The sequence below is a fragment of the Myxacorys chilensis genome (assembly GCF_059505265.1).
Map to the genome: position 1 here is coordinate 1 of NZ_JCACKG010000153.1, position 5,684 is coordinate 5,684.

At 46.1% G+C, this 5,684-nt stretch carries 5 protein-coding genes and 1 pseudogene; all 6 read left to right on the forward strand.

What is annotated here, in order from left to right; translation table 11 throughout:
* Window positions 1-55: 55 nt before the first annotated feature.
* Window positions 56-1,345: pseudogene (gene hsdR, locus AC5JLB_RS11535) on the forward strand (EcoAI/FtnUII family type I restriction enzme subunit R); the annotation flags it as partial.
* Between the two features lie 41 nt (window positions 1,346-1,386).
* Window positions 1,387-2,208 (forward strand): hypothetical protein, encoded by an 822-nt coding sequence (locus AC5JLB_RS11540; protein WP_495873978.1) that lies wholly within the window; start codon window positions 1,387-1,389, stop codon window positions 2,206-2,208.
* Window positions 2,209-2,264: 56 nt separating this feature from the next.
* Entirely contained in the window at window positions 2,265-3,707 is a 1,443-nt protein-coding gene (locus AC5JLB_RS11545; RefSeq protein WP_495873979.1) for a type I restriction-modification system subunit M, read from the forward strand.
* A gap of 4 nt (window positions 3,708-3,711) precedes the next feature.
* Window positions 3,712-4,002 carry a nucleotidyltransferase family protein gene (locus tag AC5JLB_RS11550; protein ID WP_495873980.1) on the forward strand — a complete coding sequence of 97 codons (291 nt, stop codon included), beginning with the start codon at window positions 3,712-3,714 and terminating at the stop codon, window positions 4,000-4,002.
* On the forward strand, window positions 3,992-4,348 hold the full coding sequence (locus tag AC5JLB_RS11555) for a HepT-like ribonuclease domain-containing protein (protein WP_495873981.1): 357 nt from the start codon (window positions 3,992-3,994) through the stop codon (window positions 4,346-4,348). The genes AC5JLB_RS11550 and AC5JLB_RS11555 overlap by 11 nt, the downstream gene beginning before the upstream one ends.
* Complete coding sequence (locus tag AC5JLB_RS11560; RefSeq protein WP_495873982.1) at window positions 4,345-5,664, forward strand: restriction endonuclease subunit S; 1,320 nt, start codon at window positions 4,345-4,347, stop codon at window positions 5,662-5,664. Before AC5JLB_RS11555 ends, AC5JLB_RS11560 begins: the two co-directional genes overlap by 4 nt.
* Window positions 5,665-5,684: the final 20 nt, after the last annotated feature.

A 5,684-nucleotide genomic window follows, 5' to 3' on the forward strand; every position in this document is an offset into this window, starting at 1 on the left:
GATTCGCCTGATGCTCAAACGTCTAGCGTAGTTCTCTACTTCTCAGACATCCTCTGAGGATGGTTTCCTGGCTCCCTACAAAGTGGTGAAGATTGACATCGATAAAGATCTGGAAGGGTGGCGACCGCAGCCAGGGCAAACGGATAAATATGGACGGGAAATCGAAGACCGGATTTATAACCAGAAGGACATCGATCGCGTCATTGTCTTTGAACGACGAATTGAACTGGTTGCCCAGCGCATTACCCAGTTTTTGCAGGAAAGCGGTGACCCATACATGAAGACGATCGTCTTCTGTGAAGACATTGACCATGCGGAGCGAATGCGAAAGGCATTGGTAAATGAGAATGCTGCTTTGGCTGCCGAAAACCGTAAGTACATCATGCGGATTACGGGAGACGAGAATGAGGGCAAAGCAGAGCTAGACAATTTCATTGCTCCCTACGAGACCTATCCGGTGATCGTTACAACCTCTAAGCTAATGACGACGGGAATTGATGCCCAGACCTGCAAGCTGATTGTGCTCGATCGTCGCATTGAATCGCCGACCGAGTTCAAGCAAATTATTGGTCGGGGAACGCGGATCAATGAGGAGTACCACAAGCTGTACTTCACCATCATGGACTTCAAAAAAGCAACAGAGCGCTTCTACGACCGTGACTTTGATGGCGATCCGGTGCAAATTTATGAACCTAAGAAGGGAGAGCCAATTGTTCCGCATGCTGAAGAAGAGGGGGGAGAAGAGGCGTTAATTATTGGTGCTACGACTGGAAGCAACAGGCGAGTCAAGTATGTGGTTGCTAGTGAAGGAGCAGGCATTGTCCGGGAGCGGGTGCAGTATTACGGTCCTGGCGGTCGGTTAATCACGGAATCGATTAAGGACTTTACCCGGAAGACGGTGCGACAGGAGTTTTCTTCTCTAGATTCCTTTTTGAAGCGATGGAGTGAGGCAGAGCGGAAACAGGAGATTTTAAGGAAATTAAAGGAACGGGGTGTTTTGTTAGAAGCACTGGCAGAGGAAGTGAGCAAAGATTTTGATTCGTTTGACCTGATCTGTCATGTGGCGTTTGATCAGCCGCCGCTCAGCCGTAAAGAGCGGGCGGAACAAGTTCGCAAGCGGGATTACTTCACGAAATATGGACAGCAGGCAAGAGCGATTTTAGAGGCATTATTGAACAAGTATGCCGATGAGGGCATTGAGAACATTGAGGATATTAATGTTTTGAAGGTTCAACCGCTGAATCGGTTGGGGACGCCAACGGAGATCATCAAGTTGTTTGGCAGTAGACAGGCATATTTTGGAGCAATTCGAGAGTTAACTGAGGAACTTTACCGGGCAGCCTAAATATTGGGTCTCAGTGTTTTAGCTCCTTTTAAGTAATATTTATGCCACAAACAGACTGTTGGTTAACAGATGAAACAGTACTGAGAGAACTTAGTAGTTTTTTTAGCGATGTAGATCAAGAATTTTCACGATTTTATGAGGAGCAATATGATACCAGCGAAACTGCACTTGATGGTGCTTTAGGAACTTATCTTAGAAGCTCTAAGCTGCTTCGTCTACCTTTAAGCAGAATAAATCACGCAAGAAGTAGGACAGGGCGTTCATCGCTGCATATTGATTTTAGGCACATAACTCGTACAGAAAGAACTCATGGTGCGGATATAGGTTTACTACTACATTTAGCAGTTCCTAATGAACAGGTGTTGCAGAAGGCTGTACTTGTCCAAAGTAAAAGGCTCTACCCAGACCGGAACCAAGAGTTTACTGAACATTGCCATTATCCAGAGATATTTGGAGATAGAGTACCAGGAGAAAGTGTAGAGGGAAAACTTGAGCCGCAGTGGAAGCGGATGTTAAACATATCTCCATCAAGTGTTTATCTCCTTTATGGTTCTGAAAAATTCTCATACAGAAACAACTTTCCGAATTTAGGTACTCGTGTTATTCCTGCTCAACGAATCGCAGGTATCTTTGCTTCTTCTACTAATAGAAGAGGTTTTACAGCTTATGATGCGTATCAGATGGCTAAACCTTTCTCTCAGTGGATGGTAGAAAACTTCATTTGCTGCTCCGTGGGTGATACAAATGAATTAGTTATCAATACTGCTTTAGGGCGAAATGCAGATTTTCCTGTGAAATCTAGTCTGGAAGTACTTATCAGTACGGATAGAAACCAGCTTGAACTTGATTTATGGAGCCAGTAAAGACTATCTTTGAACCTCACAGCATCTTTTTATTTAAATTAGCTATAGCTTGAACTATGTCAACCAGCACCACCATCAAGACCATTCAAGACATCATGCGGAAGGATGCGGGAGTGGATGGCGATGCCCAGCGCATTAGCCAACTGGTGTGGATGCTGTTTTTGAAGGTGTTTGATGCCCAGGAGGAGGAGTATGAGTTAATGCGGGATGCGTATCGCTCGCCGATTCCGGAGGCTTTGCGCTGGCGAAATTGGGCGACGGATGCGGAAGGGATGACCGGGGAAACCCTGCTGGACTTTGTAGATAACGTCCTGTTTAAGACGCTGAAGGAGTTGCCTGTTGGACCTGGCGACCCACGCGCGAAGGTGGTGCGGGATGTGTTTGAGGATGCCTACAACTACATGAAGAATGGCACTCTTCTGCGGCAGGTGATTAACAAGCTGAATGAGGTGGACTTTAACTCGGCGAAAGACCGTCATCTGTTTGGTGAGATTTACGAGAAGATTCTTAAGGACTTGCAAAGCGCGGGCAATGCGGGCGAGTACTATACACCTCGTGCAGTGACGCAGTTTATGGTGACGATGACCGATCCAAAATTGGGCGAGAAGGTGTTTGATCCGGCGTGTGGAACAGGTGGCTTTCTCACTTGTGCGCTGGAATATATTCGCAAGAACTATGTGAAGACGGCAGAGGATGAGGAGACGCTGCAACGATCGATCCAAGGAGTTGAAAAAAAGCCGCTGCCTCATCTGCTCTGTATGACGAACCTGCTGCTGCATGGGGTGGATGAGCCTCCCGTTCGGCATGACAACACGCTGGCGCGACCGTTGCGGGACTACTCTACTCAGGAAAAGGTGCAGGTAATTGTCACCAATCCGCCCTTTGGTGGCATGGAGGAGGACGGAATTGAGGCGAATTTTCCGGCAGCGTACCGGACACGGGAAACGGCAGACCTGTTTCTGGTGCTGATTATGCATTTGTTAGAAGAAGGCGGGAGAGGGGCGATCGTGCTTCCTGACGGCATACTGTTTGGCGAAGGTGTGAAGACGCGAATTAAGGAGAAGCTGCTGCAAGAGTGCAATCTGCATACGATCGTCCGGTTGCCGAATGGTGTGTTTAACCCCTACACGGGCATCAAGACGAATCTGCTGTTTTTTACGAAGGGAGAGCCGACGACGGAGGTTTGGTACTACGAGCATCCCTATCCGCCGGGGTACAAGTCCTATAACAAAACGAAGCCGATTCGGTTTGAGGAGTTTGAGCTGGAGCAAGCCTGGTGGGACAACCGGGAGGAGAATGAGTTTGCCTGGAAGGTGTCGGTGGAAACCATCAAGGCGAACAACTACAACCTGGATATCAAGAACCCGCATCAGGTGGATGTGGAACACGCTGATCTCGATGAGATGCTGGTAGCACATCAGAAATTGCTGAAGGAGTTGGATGAGGTGCGGAGTAAGCTGAAGTTTGAGTTGAAGTCATCCCTGGAACGTCAGGAGTAGACAGATGGAGCGATCGCAGGTTTTAGGCATTATTACAGCCCACCGGGAGACACTGAGGAACCTGGGAGTTAAGTCTCTGGAGTTGTTCGGCTCAGTTGCCCGAAATGAGGCAACATCAACAAGTGATGCGGATTTTTTGGTGGAGTTTTCTACAGAAGCGGGTTTATTTGAGTTGTTCCGGGTGCAGCATTACCTGGAGGAAATCTTGGGATGTGCGGTGGATCTGGGTACGAAAGATTCGCTGCGAGAACACCTGAGAGAACCTGTGCTGAAGGATGTGATCCGTGCCCTCTAGAGATTGGCAACTGCGAGTAGGAGATATTGTGAATGCGATCGCCAGCATTCAACAACGTACAGCAGGCATGAGTTTTGAGGAGTTTACGGAAAATGAAACGGTGGCAAAAGCAGTTCTCTATGATTTTGTCGTGATTGGGGAAGCTGCAATCAATATTCCAACTGAAGTGCAGGTGAAATATCCTGATATTCCCTGGCGATTCATGAGCGATATGCGAAATGTGATTGCCCATGAATATTTCCAGGTAAATTTGAGGATTGTCTGGAACACAGCACGGAATAACTTACCACCTCTAACTGCTTCTCTGAATGCATTGCTACATGAGGAAAGAGGACAAGAAGGATGAAAGTAGAAGCATTTTTTGAGAATTTTGAATTGCTGACTGATGCTCCCAATGCTGTTGACGAATTAAGAGCAATTATTCGACAACTTGCCATACGTGGAAAACTAACTCTCCAAATTTCTGATGATGAGCCAGCCTTAAAATTGATTGAAGAAACTCAGAAAGAGAAGAAACAGCCTATCAAAGAGAAAAAGCTAAGAGCCACTGATTCTCTACCAGAAATTGAATTACGTGAAATTAGTTATGAGATTCCTGAACGATGGGAGTGGGTTAGATTTGGAAATATCACGATATGCCGTGATGGTGAAAGAATTCCTCTTTCAAGGGATGAGAGAGCTACCCGCCAAGGGGAATTTGATTATTATGGTGCTTCAGGAGTAATTGATAAAATCGATGATTTTTTATTTGATAAGCCACTTTTATTAATTGGTGAGGATGGCGCTAACTTAATTAATCGCTCCACTCCTATTGCTTTTATTGCAAGTGGAAAGTATTGGGTTAACAACCATGCTCACGTTCTAGATGCTGTTTCGTTTGACTGTTTGAGATACCTTGAGTTGTACTTTAATGCGATTGACTTAAAACCTTTTGTCACTGGTACAGCTCAACCAAAAATGAACCAGGCGAAGATGAATTCTATTCCCATTTCTTTGCCGCCATTGGGGGAACAGAAGCGGATTGTGGAGAAGTGCGATCGCCTCCTCATCCTCTGCGACGAAATCGAAAAACGGCGGCAGCAGCGGCAAGAAAGCCTGCTCAAGATGGACGAAGGTGCGATCGCACAACTCCTCACCGCCCAAAACCCCGACGACTTCCAACACCACTGGCAACGCATCTGCAACAACTTCGACTTGCTCTACAGCATCCCCGAAACTATTCCCAAACTACGTCAGGCTATCTTACAATTAGCCGTTCAAGGAAAGCTCGTCCCTCAAGAGCTTAACGATGAACTTGCTTCAGTTCTACTTGAGAAAATCAAAGATGAAAAAGAGGAACTAATTGCAGGAAAGAAGATTAGAGAGTTAAAACCTTTCCCAGCAATTAAGCAAGATGAAATACCCTTTGCCATACCAAAGAATTGGCTATGGGTAAGAATGCAAGAAATTTTTACTGTGATAACTGATGGAGATCATCAGGCTCCACCTCAAACAACTCATGGAGTCCCGTTTCTAGTTATCAGCAATGTGAGAAACGGATTTCTTAACTTTGAATCCACTAGATTTGTTTCTAAGGAATTCTTTCTATCGGTTGATGAGAATCGGAAACCTATTAAAGGAGATATCTTATACAGCCTTTTTCGATCTAGTCAGGTACAGTAGCAGCAATGCGTGAACCAGGC